Here is a 24,118-nt window from a genome sequence, read left to right on the forward strand (position 1 = left end):
GTCAGGCCATCCGTTTCAGTTTGGGGTCGAGCGCGTCGCGCAGCCCGTCGCCGAGCAGGTTGATCGCCAGCACCGAGATCAGGATGGACAGACCAGGCATCGTGACGATCCACCATGCGCTGTCGATGTAATCGCGCGCCGACGCGAGCATCGCGCCCCACTCCGCCGACGGCGGCTGCACGCCGAGGCCGAGGAAGCCGAGCGCGGCGGCATCGAGAATCGCCGACGAAAAGCCGAGAGTGGCCTGCACGATCAGCGGCGCGGTGCAGTTCGGCAGCACCTGCGAGAACATCAGCCGCAACGTGCTCGCACCCGCGACGCGCGAAGCGGTCACATACTCCTTCTGCAACTCGCCCTGCGCGGATGCGCGCGTCAGACGCACATAGCCCGGCAGCGCGACGATCGCGATCGCGAGCATCGTGTTGACGAGACCCGGACCGATGATCGCGACCACCGCGACCGCGAGCAGCAGCGACGGCAGCGCGAGCAGCACGTCCATGATGCGCATGATCGGCGTGTCGGCCCATTTCTCGAAGAACGCGGCGATGAGGCCGAGCACGACGCCCGGAATCAGCGCGAGCACGACCGACACGAAGCCGATCCAGAACGACAGCCGCGCGCCGTACATCAGCCGCGAGAGGATGTCGCGGCCCGCTTCGTCGGTGCCGAGAATGAACTTCCAGTTGCCGCCGTCGAGCCACGCGGGCGGAATCTTCACGGAGTCGCGATACTGCTCGATCGGGCTGTGCGGCGCGATCAGCGGCGCGAAGATCGCGATGAAGATCAGCACCAGCACGATGATGCCCGCGCCGACCGCGCCGCGGTTGCGCGAGAAGTTCGCCCAGAATTCGCGTGCCGCGATGGCGCGGCCGCTCGGTGGGGTGACCGCTTGGGGGACGGTGTTTTGGATATCAGCCATTGTCATTTACCTCGTATGGCGGATGCGGGGATTCAACACGCCGTACAACAGATCGACGACGAGGTTCACGACGATCACCAGCGTCGCGATGAGCAGGATACCGCCCTGCACGACCGGATAATCGCGCCGGCCGATCGCGTCGATCAGCCACTTGCCGATGCCCGGCCATGAAAACAGCGTTTCGGTCAGCACGGCGCCCGCAAGCAGTGTGCCGACCTGCAGGCCGATCACGGTGACGACCGGAATCAGCGCATTGCGCAGCGCATGCACGACGATCACACGTCCCGGCGACAAGCCCTTCGCTCGCGCGGTGCGGATGTAATCCTCGCGCAGCACTTCGAGCATCGACGAGCGCGTCATGCGCGCGACGACCGCGAGCGGGATCGTGCCGAGCACGATAGCGGGCAGGATCAGGTGACTGAGCGCGGACTTGAACGCACCTTCGTCGGTGGACATCAGCGAGTCGATCAGCATGAAGCCGGTCACGTGCGGAATGTCGTATTCGACCGCGATGCGGCCCGACACCGGCGTCAAGCCGAGCTTGACCGAGAACACCATGATGAGGATCAAGCCCCACCAGAAGATCGGCATCGAGTAGCCGGTCAGCGCGGTGCCCATCACGCCGTGATCGACCACCGTGCCGCGCCTCAGCGCCGCGAACACGCCCGCCGGCAGACCGACGATCAGCGCGAACAGCATCGCGCAGATCGACAGTTCGACGGTGGCGGGAAAGCGCGCGAGGAATTCGCCCATCACGCTGGTGTTGGTGATGATCGAGGTACCGAGGTTGCCGTGCAAGGCGCGGACGATGTAGTGGAAGTACTGGATCGGCAAGGGCTCGTCGAGCCCGAGGCGGTGCATCGCGGCCGCATGCATGGCGGGATCGACGCCGCGCTCGCCCATCATCACTTCAATGGGGTCGCCCGGGATCAGGTGAATCAGCGCGAACGCGAGGATCGTGATGCCGATGAACGTCGGTATCACCATGCCGATGCGGCGCAAAACGAAGCGGAACATAGTTCGCTCCTATAGTACTGGTGATGAAAAAACGCAACCGGCGACGAGGGCTCGTGACCCCGGTCGCCGGACCATTTCGACCAGTTTTCTAACCGTGCGAAAGCGTACTCTACTGCGGCGTACTGTGCGAACTTTACGAATTACTTGATGCTGACGCCGTCGAAGCGCGCGTAGCCGAGCGGTTCGATGCGCATGTCGACCACCTTCTTGCTGACCGGCTGATAGACGGTCGAGTGTGCGATCGGCGAGAACGGCAGTTGCTGCGCGAAGATATGCTGCGCGTCGCCGTAGATCTTCGTGCGGGTCGCCACGTCCGAAGTCGTGCGGCCTTTCTGGATCAGATCGTCGAACGGCTTGTAGCACCACTTCGAGAAGTTGTTGCCGTTGATCGCCTCGCAGCCGAGCAGCGTGCCGAGCCAGTTGTCCGGATCGCCGTTGTCGCCGGTCCAGCCGATCAGCATTGAGTCGTGTTCGCCCGCGTGCGCGCGCTTGATGTACTCACCCCATTCGTACGTGACGATCTTCGCCTTCACGCCGATCTTCGCCCAGTCCGCCTGGATCATTTCCGCCATCAGACGCGCGTTCGGGTTGTACGCGCGCTGCACCGGCATTGCCCACAGCGTGAGGTCGAAGCCGTTCGCGTAGCCCGCCTTCGCCAGCAGATCCTTCGCCTTGGCCGGATCGTACGAGGCGGCCGGCAGGTTCTTGACGAACGACCATTGCGTCGGCGGCATCGGGTTCGTCGCGAGCTGGCCCGCGCCCTGGTAGACCGAGTCGATGATCGCCTTCTTGTTGATCGCCATGTCGAGCGCCTGACGCACTTCGAGCTTGTCGACCGGCTTGTGCGTCACGTTGTACGCGAGGTAACCGAGGTTGAAGCCCGGCTGCGACGGCATATCGATGTTCGGCTCCGCTTTCAGCGGCGCGATGTCGGCCGGGCGCGGATAGCTCATCACCTGGCATTCGTCGCGCTTGATCTTCTGCACGCGCACGCCGGCGTCCGGCGTGATCGAGAAGATCAGCTTCGAGATCTGCACCGCGTTCGGCTTCCAGTATTCCGGATTGCCGTCGAAGCGGATCGTCGCGTCCTTCGTGTAGCTACGGAAGATGAACGGACCGGTGCCGACCGGGAACTGGTTGATGTCGGCGGCCTTGCCTGCCTTCAGCAGCTGATCCGCATATTCGGCCGACAGAATCGACGCGTATTCCATCGCCAGATTCTGGATGAACGGCGCGTTGACTTCCTTCAGCGTGAACTTGACCGTGTACGGGTCGACCTTCTCGACGCTCGTGATCAGTTTGTCGAGGCCCATGTCGGTGAAGTACGGGAACTGCACCGGATACGCCTTGCGGAACGGCTGGTTCGGGTCGAGCATGCGCTGGAACGAGAACACCACGTCGTCCGCGTTGAATTCGCGCGTCGGCTTGAAGAACGAGGTGGTCTGGAACTTCACGCCGTGACGCAGATGGAACGTGTAGGTCTTGCCGTCGGGCGACACATCCCACTTCTCGGCGAGGCCGGGCTCGACCTTGGTGCCGCCGCGCTCGAACTCGACGAGGCGGTTATAGACGGTGAACGTGTTGGCCGTGAAGTCGACGCCCGTGGTGTATTGGGCCGGATCGAAACCCGCGGGACTGCCTTCCGAGCAGTAGACGAGGGTTTTGTTCGGAATCCCAGCGGCCTGCGCGCTCGTGACGCCAAGCAGGGATGCCGCTGCGGCTGCGACGAGCGTAGACACACGCGCGACGCGCAACAGATTGTTTTGCTTCATGTTTCCTCCAGGTTCAGGGCCGGCTTGCGCCGGCGTAGCGGGATATTACTTGAGCTTGGGCCGGCCACCAAGCGGAGCAAAATCCCTCTGTTGACGATAGGAAACACTTCGTGCAAACGTTTTGCCACGGTACTGACACGGTCCGGGCGGCCCATTCGAGCCGCCCGGCGACGGAAGCGGCCCAAAAAGCGCGCCGCGTCCGCTTACTTCAGCCCAACCTCCAGGAATTGCGTCGGTCCGAACGGATCGATCTTGAAGCCCGTCACGTTCTTGCTGATCGGCTGATAGACGGTCGAATGCGCGATCGGCGTGAACGGCACCTGGTCCTTGAAGATCTCCTGAGCCTGCGTATAGGCCTTCAGCCGATCGGGCATCTTGGTGGTGCTGCGGCCCTGCTTGATCAGATCGTCGTAAGGCTTGTAGCACCACTTCGAGAAGTTGCTGCCGTTGACGGCGTCGCAGCCGAGCAACACGCCGAGCCAGTTGTCCGGGTCGCCGTAGTCGCCGGTCCAGCCGATCAGCATCGCCTGATGCTCGCCGGCGTGCCCGCGGCGGATGTACTCGCCCCACTCGTACGTGGCGATATTCACCTTGACGCCGATCTTCGCCCAGTCCGACTGCAGCATTTCGGCCATCAGGCGCGCGTTCGGGTTATACGGGCGCTGCACCGGCATCGCCCACAGCGTCAGCTCGAAGCCGTCGGGGTAGCCGGCCTCCTTCAGCAGCGCTTTCGCTTTGTCGACGTCGTACGGCGCGTCCTTCAGGCTCTTGTCGTAGCCCCATTGCGTCGGCGGCATCGGGTTGGTCGCAAGCTGGCCCGCACCCTGGTAGACCGCTTCGATGATCGCCTTCTTGTTGACCGACATGTCGAGCGCGCGGCGCACCAGCACGTTGTCGAGCGGCTTTTTGGTGGTGTTGTACGCGATATAGCCGAGGTTGAAGCCCACTTCGCTCGGCATCGCGAGCGACCCCTCGGCCTTCACGGTCGGGATGTCGGCCGGACGCGGATACGACATCACCTGGCATTCGCCGCGCTTCAGCTTTTGCAGGCGCACGGCCGGATCGACGGTGATCGCGAAGATCAGCTTGCCGACCTTCGCGACGCCCGGCTTCCAGTAGTCAGGGTTGCCGTCGAAGCGGATCGTGTCATCCTTCGTATAGCTGCGGAAGATGAACGGACCGGTGCCGACCGGGTACTGGTTGATATCCGACGCCTTGCCCGCCTTCAGCAGCTGATCCGTGTATTCAGCCGACAGGATCGATGCGAAGGGCATCGCGATCTGCTGCAGGAACGGCGCGTCGACTTCCTTCAGCGTGAAGCGCACCGTGTACGGATCGAGCTTCTCGATTTTGGCGATGTTCTTCGCGAGACCGAGGTCGTTGAAGTACGGGAAATTGACCGGATACGCCTTGCGGAACGGATTCTCGGGATCGCGCATGCGCTCGTAAGTGAACACGACGTCGTCCGCGTTGAATTCGCGGGTCGGCTTGAAATACGACGTGGTCTGGAATTTGACGCCGCGACGCAGATGGAAGGTATAGGTGAGGCCGTCGGGCGACACGTCCCACTTTTCGGCGAGTCCCGGCTCGATGTCCGTGCTGCCATGCGCAAACTCGACGAGCCGGTTGTAGACCGTGTACGAGCCGGCGCTGAACTCGACGCTGGTCGTGTATTGCGCGGTATCGAAGCCCGCCGGGCTGCCTTCGGAGCAGAAAATCAGCGTCTTGTCGGGCAGCGTGGCCGCCTGCGACGCGGCGGGCGCGAGGCCGCTCGTGGCGACCGCGAGCGCGGCGAGAGCCGGCAGGCAGAACTGGTGAAGCGCGAACAGTCGGTGTGCCGCAGTCATTCTTGTCACTGTCATATCGTCCTCCGCACAGCAGCCGGGGTAGCTGCTTTTCGATGATAGACAGCCCAAAAATGAGCTTCAACAGGGACTTACCACGCTATTTGGGACAAATTCGAGACCCACGCCCGACTGGCGGGGACCGCGCGGCCGTTGCGGCCGCGCGGGCATGGCCGTTACACGGCGAGCCGTTCGCAGATCGCCTTGGTCGACGTGGCGGCGTTCAGCGTATAGAAGTGCAGACCTGGAACGTTCGCGTCGACGAGCCGTTGACACAGATCCGTCACCACGTCGAGCCCGAACGCGCGGATCGACTCGCGGTCGTCGCCGAAGCTCTCGAGCCGGCGCGCGATCCAGCGTGGCACTTCAGCGCCGCACATTTCGGAGAAGCGCATCAGCTGCGAGAAGTTCGTGATCGGCATGATGCCGGGCACGATCGGCACGTCGACGCCGAGCTGGCGCGCATCGTCGACGAAACGGAAGTACGCGTCGGCGTTGAAGAAGTACTGCGTGATCGCCGAGTTCGCGCCGGCCTTCACCTTGCGCGCGAAATTCTCCAGATCGTGACGCGGCGAGCGCGACTGCGGATGGTATTCCGGATAGCCGGCCACCTCGATCCAGAACCAGTCGCCGAACTCGGCCCGGATGAAGCTGACGAGCTCCGACGCATAGCGCAGCTCGCCGACCGCGCCCATGCCCGAGGGCAGATCGCCGCGCAGTGCGACGATATGGCGAATGCCGTGCGCGCGGTACTCGTTAAGAATCGCGCGCAGGCTTTCCTTCGACGAGCCGATGCACGACAGATGCGGCGCCGCCTCGAGCCCTTCCTTCGCCATGTCGATGACGGTATCGAGCGTGCCTTGCTGGGTCGAGCCACCGGCGCCGAACGTGACGGACACGAACTTCGGTTTGAGCGACACGAGTTCCGCGCGCGTCGCGCGCAGTTTGTCGATGCCTTCCTGCGTCTTCGGCGGGAAGAATTCGAATGAGAGTTCGATCGGATTCATAGTCAATGAGGTCAACCGAGACTGCGGTTGCCGAAAATGAGCGCGGACAGCAGCCACGACACGATGCTGTACAGGATCGAGCCGAAGAACGCCGACCAGAAGCCCGACACCTCGAAGCCCTTCAGCAGCGATGCGCACAACCAGAAGCACAGCGCATTGACGACCAGAATGAAGAGTCCGAGCGTGAGGATCGTGACGGGCAGCGTCAGCAGGATCAGCACCGGCCGCAGAATCGTGTTGATGAGACCGAGCACGATCGCGACGATCAGCGCGGTGCCGAAGCTGCGGATATGGATCGACGGAACGATGTAGGTGATGATCAGCAGCGCGAGCGCGTTGATGAGCCAGGTCAGCAGCACGGTCATGTGAGAACTCCTTGTAAGCACCTGTGCGGAGAAGATGTCCAGCAAACGAAAAGCGGCGCTGTCGAACAAAGCGGCGCATTGTGCGCCGCCCCGAGATCAGACCGTCAAGCCTGTTACCGCCGCCGCCCGCGTGGCCGGACGCGCCGAAGCGCGCACTGAACCGTGCGGGCGGCCGCGTGCTTAGTAGCGGTAGTGGTTCGGCTTGAACGGACCGTTCTTGTCGACGCCGATGTAGCCGGCCTGCGCGTCGGACAGCACGGTCAGGTTCGCGCCGATGCGCGCCAGATGCAGACGCGCGACCTTCTCGTCGAGATGCTTCGGCAGCACGTACACCTTGTTCTCGTACTTCGCGCCCTGCGTGAACAGTTCGATCTGCGCGAGAGTCTGGTTCGTGAACGAGTTCGACATCACGAACGACGGGTGGCCCGTCGCGCAGCCGAGGTTCACGAGACGGCCTTCGGCCAGCAGGATCACGCGCTTGCCGTCCGGGAAAATGATGTGATCGACTTGCGGCTTGATGTTTTCCCACTGGTACTGACGGGTCGACGCGACGTCGATTTCCGAGTCGAAGTGGCCGATGTTGCAGACGATCGCGTTATGACGCATCGCCTTCATGTGATCGTGGTTTATCACGTGGTAGTTGCCGGTCGCGGTCACGAAGATGTCGGCTTTATCCGCCGCATATTCCATCGTCACGACGCGGTAGCCTTCCATCGCCGCTTGCAACGCGCAGATCGGATCGATTTCGGTGACCCACACGGTCGCGCCCAGACCGCGCAGCGATTGCGCGCAGCCCTTGCCCACGTCGCCGTAACCGGCCACGACCGCGATCTTGCCGGCGATCATCACGTCGGTCGCGCGCTTGATGCCGTCGACGAGCGACTCGCGGCAGCCGTACAGGTTGTCGAACTTCGACTTCGTGACCGAGTCGTTGACGTTGATGGCCGGGAACGGCAGACGGCCTTCCTTTTCCATCTGGTACAGACGATGCACGCCAGTGGTGGTTTCTTCCGTGACGCCCTTGATTGCCGCGAGGCGCTTCGAGTACCACGTCGGGTCGATCTCGAGGTGCGCGGCAATCGACTTGTACAGCGCGGTTTCTTCCTCGTTGGTCGGCTTGGCGATCACCGAGCGGTCTTTCTCGGCCTTCGAGCCGAGGATCAGCAGCAGCGTTGCGTCGCCGCCGTCGTCGAGAATCATGTTGGCGAACTCGCCGTTCGGCCATTCGAAGATGCGGTGCGAGAACTCCCAGTATTCGTCGAGCGATTCGCCCTTGAACGCGAACACCGGCGTGCCGGCCTGCGCGATCGCGGCGGCCGCATGGTCCTGGGTCGAGAAGATGTTGCACGAGGCCCAGCGCACGTCCGCGCCGAGCGCGGTCAGCGTCTCGATCAGCACGCCGGTCTGGATCGTCATGTGCAGCGAGCCGGCGACGCGCGCGCCCTTCAGCGGCTGCTGCGCCTTGTACTCTTCACGCGTCTGCATGAGGCCGGGCATTTCGGTCTCGGCGATCGTGAGTTCCTTGCGGCCCCACGCGGCGAGCGACATATCGGCAACGACGTAATCCTGCTTTTGCGAATCGATAACTGCGGCGTTCATCACGCCCTCCTTTCTAAGAAATTGACTAGAAATGTGACGTGAGCGCGGTTTGAGGCAACGCACGGATTCGCGTGATGCGCATTCCATGCTGCCGATTGAAGCCTTCGAGCCTGGCGGGCGGCCGGCGAATGCGGATTCGCGGTACCCGTCGCAACGCTCCTCGAAGACGAACGGCGATTGTAGCAAATCGAGGTGACTTCGGCGCGCGCGGGATGGTGCGGCGCGCGCTGGTTCAGATCGGCAGCAGTCCCAGCATCGGCGCGAGCAGCACCATCGCGACGCCGGCAATCATCATCGTCAGGCTGGACACCACGCCCTCCTCGCTGCCGAGTTCGCGTGCCTTCGCGGTGCCGACGCCGTGCGCGGCCGCGCCGAACAGCGCGCCGCGCGCGAGCCGCGTGCGCAGCGGCACGAACGCGAGCACGAGTTCGCCGAACAGCATGCCGCAGACGCCCGTCGCGATCACGAACAGCGCGCTCAGATCCTTCTGCGCGTGAATCCTGTCGGACACGGCGAGCGCGAACGGCGTCGACACCGAGCGCGTCATCAGGCTGCGCTGCAATTCCGGCGACAGATGCAGCAGCTTCGCGAGCATCAGCGAGCCGCCGACGCCGACCAGAATGCCCACCGTCACGCCGACGGACAGCGAAATCCAGTGGCGCTTCAGCAGTGCGCGGTACTCGTAGATCGGCACGGCGAACGCGACCGTCGCGGGACCGAGCAGCCACATCAGCCAGCGCGTGTCCTCGAAGTACAGCGAATACGGAATGTGGGCGAGCACGACGATCGCGACCAGCGCGGCCGGCACGGTCAGCATCGGCGTGAGCCAAGGCGAGCGCACGCGCGCATACAGCGCCTTCGACGCGAAATACAGCGCGATCGTCAGCACGAGGCAGCCGGCCGCGATCAGGCGGGAGGCGTCGTCGGACAACAGCGAAGTCAAAAAGAGCGGGTTCATCGGTGCTCGCGCGCCAGACTGCTGGTCTTACGCGCAACCCGCACGCGGCGCAGCGCGAAACGCCGTTCGACGCGCGCGGCCTGATCGACGGCGAACGCCACCGCGACCATCACCATCAGCGTGCCGGCGATCACGACCAGGGCGAGCCGCCAGCCGTCCGCGCGGAACAGGCCGCCATATTGCACGGCGGCGACCGCGGCCGGAATGAAGAACAGCAGCATGTCGGACAGCAGCCAATCCGCGCCGGCCTTGACCCAGCGAGGCGCGACGCCGCCGCAGAACAGCAGCGCGAGCAGCACGACGAGGCCGAGCACGCCGCCCGGCACCGGCAAATGCAGCCGGCGCACGATGAAATCGGCGCCGATCCACAGCGCGGCAATCGCGGCACTTTGCACGGCGATGCGTGCAACGCGGCCGATGCCGCTCGCGCCGCCGCTCGTACCGCCGTCGGCGGGAGGCGCGGAACGGACGAAAACTGGCGTGGACATGGCATTCCCTGACTGACTCGGAAGGGGCTCAGTATGAGGCTCGTCGCACCATAAACAAAATGACTTACAATCATCGAAACCATTCCAATCTGGAATCCTGGGGGCCACGGTCATGGAACTCCGCGCGCTGCGCTATTTCGTCGAAGTAGTCCGTCAACAGAGCTTCACGGTCGCCGCCGAGCAGATGTTCGTCACGCAGCCGACCATCAGCAAGATGGTCAAGTCGCTGGAGGATGAGATCGGTTCGCCGCTGCTGCTGCGCGATGGCCGTCAGATGGTGCTCACCGACGTCGGCCGGATCGTCTATCAGCGCGGCCAGGACGTGCTCGCCGCGCACGCGCAACTACAGGCCGAACTGAACGATCTCGACACGCTCGGGCGCGGTGAACTCGCCATCGGCATCCCGCCAATGGGCGGTGAACTCTTCACACCCGCAATCGCCGCGTTCCGCAAGCGCCATCCGAAGATCGAACTGAAGCTGTTCGAGCAGGGCTCGCGCGCAATCGAAGCCGCGCTGATCAACGGCGAGCTGGAACTCGGCGGGGTGCTGCAGCCGGTCGATCCCGACAACATCGACGTGCTGCCGATGTCGCGCCAGTTGCTGTGGCTCGTCGCGCGCACCGGCTCGCGCTGGGACGCGTTGAACGAGGTGCCGCTCGCGCAGCTCGCGAACGAGCCGTTCGTGTTTTACGGCGAGAGCCTCGCGCTGAACGACGTCGTGCTGAACGCCTGCCGGGCGGCGGGGTTTGCGCCCGCGATCGTTGGGCGCAGCGGGCATTGGGACTTCATGGCGGCGCTGGTGCTGGCCGGCGTCGGCATCGCGCTGCTGCCCGCGCCTTATTGCCGGCGGCTCGATCCCGCGCAGTTCACCTGCCGCCCGGTCGTCGAACCGGAGATCCCGTGGGAAATGGCGATCGGCTGGCGCCGCAACGGCTATCTGTCGCACGCGGCGCGCGCATGGCTCGACGTCGCGCGTGAAACGCTGCCGACGCACGTCAGCGACGATTTCATGCTCGGACCGGGAATCGGCTTCAACGGAATCGCAGCGCCGGACGAAGCCTAGCTACCCGCGGACCAGTGAAGCGCGGCGGGCGGTTGCATCGCGCCGCCCGCGTTTGTCGAACTCGTCGTCGACGGCGATCAAGCCGCCTGCGCCGATATCCCCGCTCCCTGTCGCCGGCTCGCCGCGATGAACTCCGCCGCCCGTTCGCCGATCATCACCGTCGGCGAGTTGGTGTTGCCGCCGATCAGCGTCGGCATCACCGAAGCATCCACGATCCTCAACCCCGTCACGCCGCGCACGCGCAATTGCGGATCGACGACCGAGCGCTCGTCGCCGCCCATCCGGCAAGTCGCGACCGGGTGATAGATCGTGTCCGCGCGCTCGGCGATCGTCTGGCGCAGTTCGGCATCCGTTTGCGCCGGCCGCGTGTACAACTCCTCGCCGCCATGCAGCGCGAGCGACGGCGCGTCGAGAATGCGCCGCGCGATCTTCGCGCCTTCGACGAGCAGATCGAGGTCGCGCGCATCGCTCAGAAAGCGCGGATCGATCAGCGGCGCCACACGCGCATCGGCGCTCGCGAGCGTCACGGTGCCGCGGCTATGCGGACGCAGCACGCACACGTGCAGCGAATAGCCGTGGCCCCAGTGCATATGGCGGTTGTGATCGTCGACGATCGCCGTGCAGAAATGCAATTGCAGATCGGGCCGCTCGAGCGTCGGCAGGGTCTTCAGAAAACCGCCCGCCTCGGCGACGTTGCTCGACAGCATGCCGCGCCCATGCCGCATGAAGGTGACGAACTGCGGCAGCATCCGCGCGATGCCGCGCACCGAGAAACCGACCGGCTCGATCGACCTCACCCGCTTGTTGATCGTGAAATCGATGTGATCGATCAGGTTCTGACCGACTTCGGGCGCATCGTGCAGCACGTCGATGCCGAGCGAGCGCAATTGCGCGGCCGGCCCGATGCCCGAGCACATCAGCAATTGCGGTGAGTTGAACGCACCCGCGGCAAGCACGACCTCGGTGCGCGCGGCGAGCGCTTCGATCCGGCCGCCGCGCACGATCTCGACGCCGCTCGCGCGCTTGCCGTCGAACACGACGCGCAGCACGGTTGCGTCGGCGATCGTGTGCAAGTTCCCGCGCGGCCGGTCGTAGATATAGGCACGAGCAACGCTGCAGCGTCGCCCGTCACGTTGCGTGACCTGATAAAAGCCGATGCCTTCCTGGTCCGCGCCGTTGAAATCGTCATTCGCCTTGTAGCCCGCTTCGAGCGCGGCCTGCACGAAGCGCTTTGAAAACGGATTCTTGAAGCGCAGATCGGACACCGTCAGCGGACCGGCCTCGCCATGCCACGCATCGGCGCCGCGCTGGTTGTCTTCGGCGCGGCGGAAATACGGCAGCACCTCGGTCCACGACCAGCCATCGCAGCCGAGCCGGGCCCACTCGTCGTAGTCGAGTGGATGGCCGCGCGTGTAGATCATCGCGTTGATCGCGCTCGATCCGCCGAAACCGCGTCCGCGCGGCTGATAGCCCTGACGACCGGCGAGCCCCGGCTGCGGCGTGGTCAGGTAGCCGTAGTTGGTCTTCAGCCGGTTCGGCACCACGGCCGCGACGCCGACCGGCATGTTCACCAACAGATTGCGCCCGGTATGCGGACCGGCTTCGATCAGCGCGATGGTCGCGTCGGGACAGTTGTCCGCGAGACGGCTCGCGAGCGTGCAGCCACCCGAGCCCGCACCGACGATGATGTAGTCGTATTGCATGCGCTCCTCCTGATGGGCCGCGTTGCTCGCGGACCCTGTCTCGTGCACACTTGTCTACGTGTGTTTTCTGCGCATTGTAGGGAGCGTTTTGAGGCTGCGGCGGCTTGCCGACAGAACGAATCCTCTAAACGCCGGCGGCATCGCGCCCCTATGATGAAAGGCGCTCACGGCTCGCGCGCGGCACTCGAACATGGCGCGGCGCGCACCCTCCACCCCGCATGCAACACCATTCCCGGCGCTCGAACAGACGTGTCGAAACGCATCGCGGATGCCGTCGGCAAAGCGGCGCACAATAGCGAAAACACGGAGACAGCGAGATGGAACGGCACGGCTTCGGCCAGACTCACGAGGTGACGAATCAGGCGCCTGCGCTCGCGGACTACAACCTGTTCGCGAGCGACGCCGCCTTAAGCGCGGCCGTCGATCGCGACGGCGCGAGCTGGCATCGCGAGGCGCTGCTGCGACACGGCGCGACGCTGACGACGCCCGACACGCTCGCGCTCGCCGAACTCGCCAACCGCCATACGCCGGAGCTGGTCACGCATAGTCCGCGCGGAGAGCGCATCGACGCGCTCGAGTTTCATCCCGCGTGGCACGAACTGCTCGCGCTGCTGCGCCGCGAAGGGCTGCACGCGCTGCCGTTTTCCGATCCGCGAAGTGGCGCGATGGCCGCGCGCTGCGCCGGCTACTTCATGCATGCGCAGATCGAATCCGGCTCGCTGTGTCCACTGACGATGACCTTCGCGAGCATTCCGGTGTTGCAGCGCGAGCCCGTGCTGTTCGACACACTGCGCGTGCAGTTGTACACGCGCGAGCACGATCCGCGCGACGTGCCGCTCACGCAGAAGCGCTCGATGATGATCGGCATGGGCATGACCGAGAAACAGGGCGGCTCGGACGTGCGCAGCAACCGGACGCGAGCGCATGCGCTCGACGGTGCCGGCGGCCGCGGCGGCGCCTACGGGCTCATCGGTCATAAGTGGTTTTTCTCGGCGCCGCAATGCGACGCGCATCTGGTGCTCGCGCGCACCGACACCCACGAAGGACTGTCGTGCTTTTTCGTGCCGCGCTTCGCGCCGGACGGCAGCAAGAACGCGGTGCAGATCCAGCGCCTGAAGGACAAGCTCGGCAACCGCTCCAACGCAAGCAGCGAAGTCGAATTTCTCGACGCATACGGCGTGATGATCGGCGACGAAGGACGCGGCGTGCCGACCATCATCGAGATGGCGAACTACACGCGGCTCGATTGCGTGATCGGCAGCGCCGCGCTGATGCGCGCCGCACTCGTGCAGGCGATCCATCATGCGCGGCATCGCAGCGCGTTCGGGCGGCACCTCGCCGAGCAACCGCTGATGCGCAACGTGCTCGCCGATCTCGCGCTCGAATCGGAAGCGGCGACGGTGCTGTTCATGCGTCTCGCGCGCGCGTTCGAGGAATCGGCCGACGCGTCGTCGGCTTCATCGGCCGAACGCGCGTGGCGGCGCATCGTTACGCCGGCCGCGAAGTATTGGGTCTGCAAGCGCGCGCTCGAATTCACCGGCGAGGCGATGGAAGTGTGGGGCGGCAACGGCTACGTCGAAACCGGGCCGATGGCGCGCTTCTATCGCGAGGCGCCGGTCAACTCGATCTGGGAAGGCTCGGGCAACGTGATGTGCCTCGACGTGCTGCGCGCGATCGAGCGCGAGCCGCAAGCCGCGCAAGCGCTGTTCGCCGCCTGGCAGGACGTCGCGCGCGCGCATCCGGCATTGGGTGCGGCGCTCGTGCGGCTCGCCACGACGCTGAACGGGCCAGCCGAACAGCGCGAGGCGTCGGCACGGCGTATCGCGCAGCAGATCGTGCTGATCGCGCAGGCGACCCTGCTCGCGCAGCACGCGCCCGCGGCGGTCGCCGACGCGTTCATCGCGACGCGGGTCGCCGACGGCTGCGGCGAAAACGGCCGCGTGTACGGCACGCTGCCGGCCACGTTCGATCACGCGGCGATCATCGAGCGCGCCTTTCCCGCGTAAGCGCGGCGGGCATGCTAACTCCGGGCGCTCCGCTCGCAACACCGACGCAAGCTCAAACCAATCAGCGCGCTCGACGCGCATCGTCATCCATCAGGGAGTGGACTCACATGAAGAATGATCTGTCGGGGGTCGCCGCGCTCGAAGCGCTGCTGCGCGATCAACGTCACGCGTATCTGCGCGCGCCGTATCCGTCGTGGGACACGCGCGCGACGCATCTGCGCTCGCTGCGCAAGCTGATGCTCGACAATCGTGACGCGCTCGCCGATGCGATGCACGCGGACTTCGGCAATCGCGCGAAGGAAGAAGTGCTGCTCGCCGAATTCCTGCTCGTGAAGGAGGAGATCGACGCCGCACTGCGTCACGGCAAGCGCTGGATGAAAGCGCAGCGCCGCCGCACCAACAAGTGGCTGTTGCCGGCGCGCGCGAAGGTGGTGCCGCAGCCGCTCGGCGTGGTCGGCATCATCGTGCCGTGGAATTATCCGGTGCTGCTCGCGGTAGGTCCGTTGATCAGCGCACTGACGGCCGGCAATCGCGCGATCATCAAGATGTCCGAGCTGACACCGCGCACCTCGGCGCTATTCGAGTTGCTGATCGGCCAGACCTTCGCGCGCAATCACGTCGCGGTCGTCAACGGCGACGCGGCGCTCGCGGCCGCGTTCAGCGCGCAGCCGTTCGATCATCTGCTGTTCACCGGCTCGACCAAGGTCGGTCACGAAGTGATGCGCGCGGCGGCCGAGCATCTGACGCCGGTCACTCTCGAACTCGGCGGCAAGTCGCCGGCACTGATCGGCGCGCATGCGCGTTTCGACAACGCGGTCGACAACCTGATCGCCGGCAAGACGCTGAACGCGGGGCAGACCTGTATCGCGCCCGACTACGTGCTGGTGCCGCGCGGCAAGGAGCAGGCGTTCATCGAACGGGCGCGCGTGAGAATGGCGAGGATGTATCCAGACTTTGCGCAGAACCCGGACTACACGTCGATCATTTCGGCGCGGCACTTCGAGCGGCTCGAACGTCTCGCCGACGAAGCGCGGGCTGCGGGTGCGCAGTTGCATCCGCTGACCGACGCGACGCCCGATGCCGCGAGCCGGCGCTTTCCGCTGATCGCCGTGACTGGCGCGCCGAATGAATGCGCGCTGATGCAGGAGGAGATTTTTGGGCCGCTGTTGCCGCTCGTGCCGTATGACACGCTCGATGATGCGATCGCGTGGATCAATGTGCGGCCGCGGCCGCTGGCGCTTTATCTGTATGCCGACGATGCGCGGACTGTTGAGCGTGTCACGCTCGAGACTATTGCCGGTGGCATGGCGGTCAATGAGACGCTGATGCATCTTGCTTGCGAGAGTTTGCCGTTCGGCGGGGTCGGGGCGAGTGGGATGGGGGCGTACCACGGGTATGAGGGGTTCGTTACTTTTTCGAAGATGAAGCCCGTGCTCATGCAGGCGCGCCTCAACGCGCGTGGGTTGATCTCGCCGCCGTACGGGAGACGCGTGAATGCGTTGTTGAAGTTGATGATGAGGTTTTGATTTTCTTCTTGGGCGTGGTGAGGCCTTTTCTTGTCTTTGTTCTTTGCGGGGTTGGCCTTTCCTTGCCTTCTTATCGGTCTATTGGCGTTGCCCCTGTGCGGGGCGGCACCTACTTTCTTTGCTGCTGCTGCAAAGAAAGTAGGCAAAGAAGACAGCTTTAAACCGCTAACTCTTAAGCGCTGTTCCAGAGCCACCGGTTATTTCGGCGCGTCGCTGGGGCGCAGCCATGTGCTCGCAAATATTCAGCACGCTCTTATAGCCATTCAGATTTCAACCGAGTAAAAAATGATGCCCGCATTTTGTATTACTCAGCGGCGACATTTTCATAGCTGCGCGGCGGTCATAAACCTTCTCGAGGAACAACATACGTGGCTTACGAAGGAAAATTTCTTGTGAATAACGCACCGTTGTCGCCACTGACGATTTTCGGCGTCGGCACATTCAACGCGTTTTCAGGTCACCATCAATATCGCAATCGCGGCGGATGCACTGCAGTGCCCAACGACGGCCCGATCCCGGCGGGTAAATACTGGATCGTTGATCGCCCCAAGGGCGGCATCCGCTCTCAGGCTTACGCGTGGGCTCAAGATACCTTCAACTCAGCATTCGGCACGCCTTCGAATCATAATGAATGGTTCGCGCTTTATCGGGATGACGGCAGCATTGATGACATAACCTGGGTTAATGGTGTGAGGCGCGGGCAGTTCCGGTTACATCCGGCAGGAGGCCAAGGTATTTCACTTAGTTGTATTACCGTGCCGAGCCATAGCGATTTCATGAGAATTCGCAACGCGCTGATCCACACCGCTACTATTCCTGTCCGCAGTTCGGGGCTTCGCGCGTACGGAACAATCGAGGTCATCACGTATGGAAGCACTTGCCCGTAGGCTATCCAAGCTCGCGCTGTTTGTCGGTCTGTTCTGTCTCGCTGTGCCCTATGTCCACACGTATCCCTGGCCAATGCCTGAAAGCCAGTCGGTGATTTGGTGGCGTGCTTCGCGCTGGCTTGGAATCCGCGATCCCGAGGATTTGTATTTCGTCGTGTGGGTGACTATTGATCTGCTTGTGGCGGGGTTAGCGTACTCGGCGATCGTCAGGCTATGGCGGTACTGGCGGGGCCGGAATAGACACATGGGATCGTAACGGCTTGTAGAGCGCCGCATAGCGTGATGGCTTCGATAGAAGGATAGTTATCTTGTCGGTGTTCTTTACGGGTTGGCCTTTCCTTGTTTTTTTATCGGTCTATTAGCGTTTCCCCTGTGCGCGGCGGCACCTACTTTCTTTGCTGCTGCAAAGCAGCGAGTCGGCCGCTGAGCCCCGTCCGGCGGGATTTTCGAGGAAAATCAGGCCCCGTACCCCCACTCGCGCATACACCGTGATTTTCAGAAAACCCCTTCGAGGCGGAATTTTTTAAAATTCGCGTGTGGGCTTCGTGGGCCTCGGGGTACCCGACCCTACGGCAGGGAGCGTGAGCCCCACAACGGCCCGATTTCAGGCCTCGCCGCGTCGAACGGGCGGGCGAAGAAAAGCCCGCGCGAGGCGGGCTGTAGGTAATGACCGATCCGGCGCGGGCTATCGCGCGCCTGCCTGTCAGTCCTCAATCACTTCCACAAGCATATGTGCGGGGACAGTCGCGACCTCGACGTTGTCCGGCTTGCCCAGCTGGTGGCTCGTGATTTCCACGTAGCCTCCGGTCCTGCCGATGGGCGTAACGGAGACGATCGTCTGACGGACCATCCCGGCATGCAGTTGCACGTCCCCGACCTGCAGATCCTTCGCCTCTTTCTTTGGCATGGTGCAGTCCCTCATCGTTGAAAAGGCGGCCTCGTCTGCTACTTGGTTTGCAGCCGGCGCTTCGCTGCTTTGACGCCGGTTTTAGGTTTAGACCCACGTTCGCGGTTGGAGCCCTGATCGTGCTTTTCCTGATCAGCCGGCTCGACAAAGGGGAGCCGAATCTGCTGGTAGGCCGGCCGGTGCTCAAGCACCTGATCAATGAAATACTCGGACTTGATCTGTCCGCCGCTTATGGTCTGGCGTTGCCGAACATGGACCTTTAGAACATCGCCGCTCGCGAAAGAGATCTCGTTGTGCGCGATCTTTTGCAAGAAACTTTCGTCAATGATAGACGCGTAGAACGACAGGTTGCCGTCTGTAAACCGCCACTTGTTGTCCTGATTGAACTCGATGCGGACGATTTGAACCGTCGCGGTAAAGGTCGACTCCCCAAGATCCTCGTCCACAGCGGCCGGCACAGAAAACCAGCGCGCCTCAGCCTTTGAGATCTTCTCGTGAACCTCGGAGTCCGTGCCCGACGCAAACGTGTCGATGCCCTCCTTGGACAGAGGTTTCGTGATCACACCTTCCAACGCTTCGCGCGTTTTTAGATCGCGAAGCAAAGCCAGCACGGCCAATTCGATCTCAAGCGTCTCCCGATCTATGGTCAGAATGGCCTTAGACTCGGTGGTTTGGACCGTGCTGATCGGCCGCCCCCGAATCCACTTCAACACTTGGATCAACCCTTTGTGCGCCCCTGACAATCCATCTTTCGCGCTAATCCCCAAGTAGGCGAGGAGCAAGCCGACTGCCTGTACCTCCCTGCCCGAAAAGAAGTCCACCAAGTGCGAGGTGATTGACTGGTAGGACGCAAGGTCGATACCGAAGCAACCGGTTTTGAACGAACCTTTGACGTTGACGGCGACCTTCGCGGCTTCCCCGTTCAGGACGCGATTTGCATGCTCAAGTAGGTCGCCCATCGCATGCAGCGCTGGGGCAAGTTCGCGGACCTCCATTTCGCTGGTCGCGAGAGCCGGCCCGTCGTATGTGATTCGGAAGGTCGCCTGCTGCATGGCAAGAATTTTTGTAATAAACGCCCGCCATTCTATCCGACCAAGTCGAGTCTTCGTGTCGTTTTTGTCACCAAAGCCGTCCGTCGCTCTTGAGCCGATGATCGATCGGCACGCGAACATAAACCCAATTTTGGGTTCATGTTCGGAAGGCTACGTGGGCAGCGTCCACGACGAGGACCCGAAGGCTTTGTGCTTGTCCACACGCAGGCGCTCGGCGGCTGCATGGATCGCCGTCCATGCGAAGCCTGCGGCGAGCGCCGCCTGCTTCACCTCGCCGCCAGAGCGGGGGCCGTCCGCGAGCAGCCTGCGCAGGAACGCATCGGCCCTCGCGCGCTTCGCGGCCTGCGAGCCGAACTTGGCCTTGGGCTGAACTGCCTTTTTTTCGATCGGGCGATCCTCGTCCGCATCTTCGTCGTCCCGGCTCCACTCGCCCTTGTGCTCGACGGGAGCCGTTGCGAAGTCAACGGGCGGGGCGTGGCGTGCACGCATTGCCTCGACGATCAGATCGCCGGCAAGGCGCTCGGGCGTCTCGCCCTCGCTCCGCGCGTACTGCAACAATTGTTGCCGCACGCCGTTGGTCGTCCACGCGATTAGAGGGGTGAAGGCCATGCCCGTGCTCCGTAGGAAAGAGCCGCCACACCGGGACCGAACCGGCGCGGCGGCTATACCGCAGTTGCCGCTTGTCTGCCCGGGAGCGGCTCCCGTGGAGTACGCCGCGCGGGAGCATGGATGACCCCCGCGAGGCGCTGCAGCCGTTACGTCGAAGTCTTCACGGCGCGGGCGGCGTCAGGCTCACCGACATGATGCCGTTCAGATCGTACAGCGCGAGCAGCAGCCGGCACTCGGCCAGCAGTGTGACCATGTTGCGCCGGAAGTTGTCGCTGTCCTCGCGGCTTACCTCGACCGTGGGCGTCTGCCGCTCCAGCAGCGCACCGATCGAGGAGTCGAACACGAGAACCTGACCCGCCGGAATCGCAGACCCCGCCACGAGGTTCAGGCCGATGCGCTGCGCGAGGTCGGCGTCGAACAGGTACTCGCCCGTCGAGGTTTTCATCGTCAGCAGCGCGATATAGTCGCCAGTGTTCAGCGCGGCGGTCGTGGCCGTGCGTCCCTGATCGTCGATCTCGGCGCGCGCGTACAGGCACGCGTCCGCGAGGTTATCGGCGGTCACGACAAGGGGCGGCGCGAGCGTCACGAGTTGAGTGCCGAGGCTCGCATCGACCTTGCGCGCGAGGCCCGCGAGCAGCACCGAGTTGATGAACGCCTCCAGCCCCGCCGAGTCGTCGAGCACCTGCAACGAGGTCAGAATCCAGTGCGCCCACGTATCGACCGTCTCGTTCTTCAGCGTCGCGACGATCGAGGACTGCGCCTTGAGGTCAGTTCACCGCAGCGGGGCCTCTTCTACGTCACGCGACGATCCACCAATTGCGATGGGACAGGGTCAACGTCAATAGACCGAAAAGCAAGCAAGGTAAGGCCAACACCGCAAGAACAAGAACAAAAAAGAGCTCCGACCTGCAAAAAGGGCAAACGCGCACCGTCAATGATCCGCAGCCCCCGTGCCGCCAGGCACATCAGTAGCAACAACATCCACCGCATCCTGCGCGCCAGCGCTCTCCCCCTCATGCGCCGGCTCAACATGGGCCCCACTCTCAAGCCGATGCAACCACGCCAACAACTCGGCAACAGCCTGATAAAGCTCCGGAGGAATCCGCGCATCCAGATCGACTTGCATCAACAGCGACACCATCTCGGGCGCCTCATGCACATACAGCCCTGCTTCCTTCGCGCGCTGCACGATCATGTCGGCAAGCAGCCCATACCCCTTCGCGACCACACGCGGCGCGGGCTCCCCGCCATGAGCGTCATAAACGAGCGCAGCCGCGCTGCGACGATGGGTGCGGCTCATCAGATATCCCAATCGAAGTCGTCGCGCGACGCGGTGCTCGCCGCCGCCGACCCGGTTACAGCCGCCGACGCCGACCGTGCATACGCGCCCGCCGCCTGTACACCCGCCGCCGAGGCGCCAGCCGCAGTAGCACCTGGCGCACCGCCGCCGATCTCCCGTATCGTCAATCCCTGCAGCTCGATCCCCGCCGCCGCGAGCCGCTGACGGAAACCGTCTCCCTGCATCGCGAGCCGCGCGGCGCCCCGCGGGCTCGCCTGCACGCGCGCGGTCAGCCGCGTGCCGGTCAACGTCAGTTCAGCATCGACGGTGCCGAGGCTCGGCAGCGACAGCGTCAGGCGCGTACGCCACGGCTGGTCGTCCTCGCTCGCGAGGCCGCCGCCGCTGCGGTCCCATTCGTCGCCATCCTGTTCGATGGTCCAGTCCAGACGCGCGCCGGGCCACGCCTCGCCGGTCCAGCGAAACTGTCCGGTCGCAAGCAGATCGAGCTGTTGGCGCACGAGCGGCACGGTCGCCGGATGCACCGCCGCCGCCATCGCCTGCGCGCTCTGCGAGGGACCGCCATCGGCAGCCTGGGACGCGGCGCTGTGCGGCCCCGCATGCGTGGACTGTCCGTTCAGGTCGGACACCGAACTGGCCAGCAGTTCGCCCGCGACAAGGCGCGCGGCCTGCGCGGTCAGGATCGACGGCATCGCGTGCGAGGCAGGGTTGTTATCGGCAGCGTTCGGCGTGCCGGCCGGTGCGCCGTTGGGCGCGCCGCGTGGCGTTGCCCCGGGGGCTCCGTTCGCCGAAGCGGACCGTGCGCTCGCGTCGCCAGCGTCGGCGCTCCAGCCGGGGGGCAATTGAGAATCTGCGACGAGCTGATTCTGTGCCTCGTTCGCCAGTTGAGTCGGCGAACGCTGGCCGACCAGCCACGCCGCGAGATGCGCCTCGTAGAACAGGCCGCTGTCGGCCACTGTTTTTTGCAGCGCGGCCGCGAGCGCCGCGACCGGCACTTCGGTCGCCGCCACGCTCGCGGTGGTAGCCGCGGTTGCGTTGGCTGCAGCGTGGGGATTGGTATTGATATTCGCGGAAGCGGCGGAAGCGGCGGAATCGCCGGTAGCAGATCCCGCATTGGTCAGCGGCAAGCTCTCGATGGCGACGTCGAGCGCCGGCGCGGCCGCCCAGATGGGCGCGCGGCCGAGCACCGCCGGTGTCGCGTCGCCGCCCGAGTGCGCGATCGCATTCAGCGTCAGCGCGACGGCCGACAGCGCGGTTTGCGCGGACGACTGCGGCGCGGGCGTCGCGCTCGCAGGCGCCGAGGGAACCTTCGTATCGACGCCGGCGGCGCCGGTCTGCGAGGTGGTCGCGGTTCCCGGCGCGATGCTGAGCAGGCTGTCGATCCGGCTCGACAGCACCGAAGCGAGGGCCGAATCGATTCCGTTCATGCCGGTTCCTTGGTCGCATCGGCGGCAATGCGCGCGATGCTCTGATTGCTCCGATCCTTCAGACGCGTACGGCGTGGCGTCAGCTCACACGCGTGCCCGCCCGCACTCAGCGCGCCCCGTACAACTCCTTGAGCACACGCGTCGGCCGGCCGGCGAACAGCGCCGACAGATGCGCCATGGTCGGATTCGCGAGGTCGCGGATCGCGGCGTCGTCGGCGAGGATCTGGCGGATCAGCGCGTACTTGCGCAGGCGCTCGGCTTCGTCGAGCTTGACGCCCACGTCGGCTTCGCGCAGCGCTTCGACCAGATGCCGATACTCTTCCTGCAAGTGCACCAGGTCGTTCCACAGTGCACGGCGGGCCGCGATCAGCATGCGGCAGGACAGCGCGGCGACCGCTTCATAGCGGGCAAAATATTCTGCGTTCGATGTCATCTCAAACTTTCCGCGGCTGGCTGTGCCGCCATCCGCGCGATCTCCGGGGCAATCCCGATCCATGCCTCTTCGAGCGTCGCGAGCAGTCGGTCCACTTCCACGAGCATCGCCTCGCTCTGATTGATATTGGCCTGCAACAGCCGACGCGCCATATAGTCGTACAACGCATTGAGCCGTTCGGCGATTTCGCCGCCCACCTCGAGATTGAGCGACGCCTGCAGCCCGCTTTCGATGATCCGGATCGCCTTGCTGATCGCCATGCCACGCTCCGCCACGTTGCCCTGCTGCAAATGCAGGCGGCTTTGCGCGATCGCCTGACGTGCGCCCTGGTACAGCAACACGATCAGACGATGCGGACTCGCGCCCATCACGGATGTCTCGATGCCGACACGCGCATACGCGTTGGCTCCAGCGTGTCCTTGGGAAAACATCGGCGCTCCTCCTCTGATACTGGCTGCGGTTAAGTCGTGGCGTGGCCGCGCGGCGCGTCGCCGCGCCAATCGCTGACATGTAATTTGGTTATCGGATGCGCGACGACAAAGCTTTAGTCCGGTGTAAGGAGGATCGAAAGCGCCGCTGGGCGGGCATGGGAAACGGGGCGCGAAGCCGCCGACGCAAGCGCCGGCAGCGGCTTGCCGGATCGTCGGACGGGACTCAGATGGACCTTCGGGCAATCCTTCATGCAGTCCCGCGCGATCCCGCTCAGATCGACATCTGCGCGATGTCGTTGTACGCGGCGACCAGCTTGTTACGCACCTGCAGGCCGAACTGGAAGCCGATGTTGGCCTTCTGCATGTCGACCATCACGTCGTTCAGTGACACGTTCGACGCGCCGAGTTCGAACGCCTGTGATTCGCCGATCGCCTTCTGCTGGTCGCTGCTGATCTTGTCCAGCGAGGCCTTCAGCGCCGCCGCGAAGTTGGTCGGCGTCGCCGCGCCGGATTGCTCCGCCACTGGGGTCGCGCCGCCGGCCGCCTGCGCCGCCATCGCCTGCATCTGTTGCAGCGCCGACGATAGCGCGTTCACGGGCATGGTCATCTTTTTCTCCGTTGAATAGGCGATCGGACCACTGGAAGGTGTACCGATCTGGACGAAAGCATAGCAGCGGCCCCTCGCCGAAAGTCCCGAAACTAGGGGGAAAACCCGGCTCTATTCAAGCAATCGGGTTGAGCGGCGCTGCGGATAATTTCAACGTGAAAGTCTCTGTCCGTCCGCCGAGCCCCGGCGCGGCATCACGGC

At 64.1% G+C, this 24,118-nt stretch carries 24 protein-coding genes and 1 riboswitch; of the genes, 5 read left to right on the forward strand and 19 right to left on the reverse strand.

Features of this window, described 5'->3' with window-relative positions; all coding sequences use genetic code 11:
* Position 1 precedes the first annotated feature (1 nt).
* The 9 genes from BC1002_RS14895 to BC1002_RS14935 all read right to left on the reverse strand — a co-directional run bounded on the left by BC1002_RS14895 (position 2) and on the right by BC1002_RS14935 (position 9,969).
* The gene (locus tag BC1002_RS14895) at positions 2-919 is read right to left on the reverse strand and encodes an ABC transporter permease subunit (protein ID WP_013090823.1); all 918 of its coding nucleotides are present in this window, start codon (positions 917-919) and stop codon (positions 2-4) included.
* 6 nt (positions 920-925) lie between these two features.
* Complete coding sequence (locus tag BC1002_RS14900) at positions 926-1,936, reverse strand: ABC transporter permease subunit (protein WP_013090824.1); 1,011 nt, start codon at positions 1,934-1,936, stop codon at positions 926-928.
* A gap of 140 nt (positions 1,937-2,076) precedes the next feature.
* Entirely contained in the window at positions 2,077-3,708 is a 1,632-nt protein-coding gene (locus tag BC1002_RS14905; protein ID WP_013090825.1) for an ABC transporter substrate-binding protein, read from the reverse strand.
* Positions 3,709-3,911: 203 nt separating this feature from the next.
* Positions 3,912-5,555, reverse strand: a complete 1,644-nt coding sequence (locus BC1002_RS14910) for an ABC transporter substrate-binding protein (protein WP_041734463.1) — start codon at positions 5,553-5,555, stop codon at positions 3,912-3,914.
* A gap of 173 nt (positions 5,556-5,728) precedes the next feature.
* Positions 5,729-6,559: a methylenetetrahydrofolate reductase [NAD(P)H] gene (gene metF, locus BC1002_RS14915; RefSeq protein ID WP_013090827.1), complete on the reverse strand. Its 831-nt coding sequence runs from the start codon at positions 6,557-6,559 to the stop codon at positions 5,729-5,731.
* Positions 6,560-6,570: 11 nt separating this feature from the next.
* Positions 6,571-6,924, reverse strand: coding sequence for a phage holin family protein (locus BC1002_RS14920; RefSeq protein ID WP_013090828.1), 354 nt, complete (start codon positions 6,922-6,924; stop codon positions 6,571-6,573).
* A 180-nt stretch (positions 6,925-7,104) separates the two neighbouring features.
* On the reverse strand, positions 7,105-8,523 hold the full coding sequence (ahcY, locus tag BC1002_RS14925; protein ID WP_013090829.1) for an adenosylhomocysteinase: 1,419 nt from the start codon (positions 8,521-8,523) through the stop codon (positions 7,105-7,107).
* 33 nt (positions 8,524-8,556) lie between these two features.
* Positions 8,557-8,691, reverse strand: a riboswitch (S-adenosyl-L-homocysteine riboswitch).
* 64 nt (positions 8,692-8,755) lie between these two features.
* Positions 8,756-9,481 (reverse strand): LrgB family protein, encoded by a 726-nt coding sequence (locus BC1002_RS14930; protein ID WP_013090830.1) that lies wholly within the window; start codon positions 9,479-9,481, stop codon positions 8,756-8,758.
* A complete protein-coding gene (locus BC1002_RS14935; RefSeq protein ID WP_013090831.1) occupies positions 9,478-9,969 on the reverse strand; it encodes a CidA/LrgA family protein in 492 nt (163 codons plus the stop codon). The genes BC1002_RS14930 and BC1002_RS14935 overlap by 4 nt, the downstream gene beginning before the upstream one ends.
* A gap of 112 nt (positions 9,970-10,081) precedes the next feature.
* Here BC1002_RS14935 and BC1002_RS14940 point away from each other — a divergent pair, with 112 nt between their 5' ends.
* The gene (locus BC1002_RS14940; protein WP_013090832.1) at positions 10,082-11,032 is read left to right on the forward strand and encodes a LysR family transcriptional regulator; all 951 of its coding nucleotides are present in this window, start codon (positions 10,082-10,084) and stop codon (positions 11,030-11,032) included.
* A 77-nt stretch (positions 11,033-11,109) separates the two neighbouring features.
* On the opposite strand, the gene BC1002_RS14945 is transcribed toward BC1002_RS14940, so the two are convergent.
* Positions 11,110-12,735 carry a GMC family oxidoreductase gene (locus BC1002_RS14945; RefSeq protein WP_013090833.1) on the reverse strand — a complete coding sequence of 542 codons (1,626 nt, stop codon included), beginning with the start codon at positions 12,733-12,735 and terminating at the stop codon, positions 11,110-11,112.
* Between the two features lie 317 nt (positions 12,736-13,052).
* On the opposite strand from BC1002_RS14945, the gene BC1002_RS14950 reads away from it, so the two are divergent.
* The 4 genes from BC1002_RS14950 (at position 13,053) to BC1002_RS36295 (ending at position 17,154) form a co-directional block, all read left to right on the forward strand.
* On the forward strand, positions 13,053-14,741 hold the full coding sequence (locus tag BC1002_RS14950; protein ID WP_013090834.1) for an isovaleryl-CoA dehydrogenase: 1,689 nt from the start codon (positions 13,053-13,055) through the stop codon (positions 14,739-14,741).
* 107 nt (positions 14,742-14,848) lie between these two features.
* Positions 14,849-16,267 carry a coniferyl aldehyde dehydrogenase gene (locus tag BC1002_RS14955; RefSeq protein WP_013090835.1) on the forward strand — a complete coding sequence of 473 codons (1,419 nt, stop codon included), beginning with the start codon at positions 14,849-14,851 and terminating at the stop codon, positions 16,265-16,267.
* 30 nt (positions 16,268-16,297) lie between these two features.
* Positions 16,298-16,549 (forward strand): hypothetical protein, encoded by a 252-nt coding sequence (locus BC1002_RS37715; RefSeq protein ID WP_157874669.1) that lies wholly within the window; start codon positions 16,298-16,300, stop codon positions 16,547-16,549.
* A gap of 86 nt (positions 16,550-16,635) precedes the next feature.
* Positions 16,636-17,154, forward strand: a complete 519-nt coding sequence (locus BC1002_RS36295; protein WP_013090836.1) for a DUF2778 domain-containing protein — start codon at positions 16,636-16,638, stop codon at positions 17,152-17,154.
* A gap of 703 nt (positions 17,155-17,857) precedes the next feature.
* Here the strand turns inward: BC1002_RS36295 and BC1002_RS14965 are convergent.
* The 9 genes from BC1002_RS14965 to fliE form a co-directional block, all read right to left on the reverse strand.
* Positions 17,858-18,061 carry a hypothetical protein gene (locus tag BC1002_RS14965; RefSeq protein ID WP_013090838.1) on the reverse strand — a complete coding sequence of 68 codons (204 nt, stop codon included), beginning with the start codon at positions 18,059-18,061 and terminating at the stop codon, positions 17,858-17,860.
* 38 nt (positions 18,062-18,099) lie between these two features.
* The gene (locus BC1002_RS14970) at positions 18,100-19,233 is read right to left on the reverse strand and encodes an LAPAL motif-containing putative phage structural protein (protein WP_049870216.1); all 1,134 of its coding nucleotides are present in this window, start codon (positions 19,231-19,233) and stop codon (positions 18,100-18,102) included.
* A gap of 30 nt (positions 19,234-19,263) precedes the next feature.
* A complete protein-coding gene (locus BC1002_RS14975) occupies positions 19,264-19,722 on the reverse strand; it encodes a hypothetical protein (protein ID WP_013090840.1) in 459 nt (152 codons plus the stop codon).
* Between the two features lie 160 nt (positions 19,723-19,882).
* Positions 19,883-20,470, reverse strand: coding sequence for a phage major capsid protein (locus BC1002_RS14980; RefSeq protein WP_083788691.1), 588 nt, complete (start codon positions 20,468-20,470; stop codon positions 19,883-19,885).
* Between the two features lie 183 nt (positions 20,471-20,653).
* The gene (locus tag BC1002_RS14985; protein ID WP_013090841.1) at positions 20,654-21,022 is read right to left on the reverse strand and encodes an EscU/YscU/HrcU family type III secretion system export apparatus switch protein; all 369 of its coding nucleotides are present in this window, start codon (positions 21,020-21,022) and stop codon (positions 20,654-20,656) included.
* Positions 21,022-22,446, reverse strand: a complete 1,425-nt coding sequence (fliK, locus tag BC1002_RS14990) for a flagellar hook-length control protein FliK (protein ID WP_013090842.1) — start codon at positions 22,444-22,446, stop codon at positions 21,022-21,024. Before fliK ends, BC1002_RS14985 begins: the two co-directional genes overlap by 1 nt.
* Before the next feature lie 106 nt (positions 22,447-22,552).
* Positions 22,553-22,879, reverse strand: coding sequence for a flagellar protein FliT (locus tag BC1002_RS14995; RefSeq protein WP_013090843.1), 327 nt, complete (start codon positions 22,877-22,879; stop codon positions 22,553-22,555).
* Positions 22,876-23,310, reverse strand: coding sequence for a flagellar export chaperone FliS (gene fliS / locus BC1002_RS15000; RefSeq protein ID WP_013090844.1), 435 nt, complete (start codon positions 23,308-23,310; stop codon positions 22,876-22,878). Before fliS ends, BC1002_RS14995 begins: the two co-directional genes overlap by 4 nt.
* Before the next feature lie 271 nt (positions 23,311-23,581).
* Positions 23,582-23,917, reverse strand: a complete 336-nt coding sequence (gene fliE, locus BC1002_RS15005; RefSeq protein ID WP_013090845.1) for a flagellar hook-basal body complex protein FliE — start codon at positions 23,915-23,917, stop codon at positions 23,582-23,584.
* Positions 23,918-24,118: the final 201 nt, after the last annotated feature.

This window comes from Paraburkholderia atlantica (assembly GCF_000092885.1).
Classification (GTDB): domain Bacteria; phylum Pseudomonadota; class Gammaproteobacteria; order Burkholderiales; family Burkholderiaceae; genus Paraburkholderia; species Paraburkholderia atlantica.